This is a genomic window from Rhodococcus sp. NCIMB 12038 (assembly GCF_002165735.1).
GTDB lineage: Bacteria > Actinomycetota > Actinomycetes > Mycobacteriales > Mycobacteriaceae > Rhodococcus_F.
Genome location: NZ_NHML01000083.1, coordinates 1 through 1,537 on the forward strand (window position 1 = coordinate 1; position 1,537 = coordinate 1,537).

At 64.8% G+C, this 1,537-nt stretch carries 1 protein-coding gene and 1 pseudogene; both read left to right on the top strand.

The features are described from left to right. Nucleotides 1-251: 251 nt before the first annotated feature. Nucleotides 252-1,148, top strand: a complete 897-nt coding sequence (locus CA951_RS42000; RefSeq protein WP_087562462.1) for an alpha/beta fold hydrolase — start codon at nucleotides 252-254, stop codon at nucleotides 1,146-1,148. Continuing rightward, nucleotides 1,081-1,537 (top strand): annotated as a pseudogene (locus CA951_RS45320) (hypothetical protein); the annotation flags it as partial. The gene CA951_RS42000 and the pseudogene CA951_RS45320, both read left to right, overlap by 68 nt.

A 1,537-nucleotide genomic window follows, 5' to 3' on the forward strand; every position in this document is an offset into this window, starting at 1 on the left:
CCTCCAGAGCCACATCAAGGAATGCACGCTCGACTGGTTCGACGACGGTGGCCACGGACTGATGATCGACGAGCCCGACCGGCTGTCGTCATCCATCCGTGCGTTCATCGCCGCCACCGAGGACAACTGGGCGGCCGACGGTGGTAGGCATGCCGCCCGTGGCGCGGACCACCAGTAAGCAGGAGCGGCCTCAGGACCGGCCCAATCCCGGGCGCGGAGCCCGGGCTCAGAGAAGTGAAGGAACATTGACCATGACCACGAACGACCACGTCAGCATCTGGGGTGAGCTCTCCAGGACCGACCACCACATCCGTTACGTCGACGCTGCCGGCGTCAACACGAGGGTGCTCGAGGCAGGTTCCGGCCCGCCGCTGGTCCTCATCCACGGCACGGGCGGTCATCTCGAGGCATACGCGCGTAACATCGCCGACCTCGCGCGGGACTTCCACGTAATCGCCTACGACATGGTGGGGCACGGCTGGACCGACCTACCCGACAAGCACTACACGATCGACGTCTTCGCCGATCACCTCATCGCTGTGCTCGACGCGCTTGGCCTGGACCGAGTACTTCTGTCGGGGGAGTCCCTCGGTGCGTGGGTCGCCGCATGGGCGGCAGCGCACAATCCCGACCGGATCGACCGGCTCGTGCTCAACACACCCGGGAACATCACGAACAAACCCGACGTCTTGACGAGGGTGCGCGACTCCACCTTGCTCGCCGTCCAGGACCCGAGCAAGGGGAACATTCGGAGCCGGCTCGAGTTCCTGTTCTACGACACATCTATGGTCACCGAGGAACTCATCGCGCTTCGCACGGCTGTCTACACCCGCCCGGGATTCCTCACCGCGATCCGCAACACCCTCATCCTGCAGGACTGGCAATACCGCAAGGACTTCGCCTGGGACCCGTCGTGGACCGGAAAGATCATCGCCCCCACCCTTCTGTTGTGGACCGACCACGACCCCACCGGAGGCCTCGACGAGGCCGACCTGCTCAAGCAGTGGATACCGGGTGCCGACCTTCACGTCATCGAAGGCGCCGGACACTGGCCGCAGTGGGAGAAGCCCACCGAGTACGGTGAGGTGCACCGCGGCTTCCTGCTCGGCGAAGGGCCTCGGAGCCGCCTCGCGAGCGCGATACCATGAAGGCATTATCCGGGTTGTCGGGCGACACCCGACGGCCCACGAACCGAGGTTGCGGTGTAGGGGCGATGCACGAGAAAGGCTGATCGTCTCGGACGAGCCGATCGGGAACGTCTTTCGAACCAGTGATCTGGACGAAGCACGTTCGGTCGTCGCCGCCTCCTACGGTCCCCACCTCCTACAGGTGGCGTCACGTGGTCTGTTCGAGTCCCGGATGCAGTCCGCCGAGCTCGGTCCGGTGAATATCTTCCTTCATACCTACGGTGCCGACGTGAAGCTCGTGTCTCCGCCACTGGACAAGTGGTACGTCGTCTGCCTGCCCGTGAGCGGCCACATTTCCGCGAGATGCGGAACGGACTGGTCCGTCATCGGCGGCAACCGGGGTGTGGTGC

Coding starts and splice junctions, on each gene's coding strand:
- CA951_RS42000 (WP_087562462.1), top strand. CDS start 252: ATGACCACGAACGACCACGTCAGCATCTGGGGTGAGCTCTCCAGGACC.